The organism is Psychromonas sp. MB-3u-54 (assembly GCF_002836415.1).
Classification (GTDB): Bacteria; Pseudomonadota; Gammaproteobacteria; order Enterobacterales; family Psychromonadaceae; genus Psychromonas.
The window spans coordinates 1-210 of sequence record NZ_PJBP01000080.1; the positions used below are offsets into that span (position 1 = coordinate 1).

Sequence of the window (210 nt, forward strand, 5' to 3'; positions counted from 1 at the left end):
TACCGTGTTTTTTTTAATATTTGCACTTGCATGTATTTTCTCGCCCAGTATATTTTCTAAAGCAAAATACCCAGTACTGCGTTTACCTTTAACAAAACCAGTGCCCTGTGGCGTTTGGATGAAATCATGCTTTTTAAGGCCAAACAACTTTCCTGTCGGTATCCGTTTTTCACTGCGAACACCCTTAGTTTGCTGGTAATCACCGGAGGC

Annotated in this window: 1 pseudogene; it reads right to left on the reverse strand. The window is 41.0% G+C overall.

The annotated features are described in order from the left end of the window. Positions 1–210: pseudogene (locus tag CXF72_RS00635) on the reverse strand (RNA-guided endonuclease IscB); the annotation flags it as partial.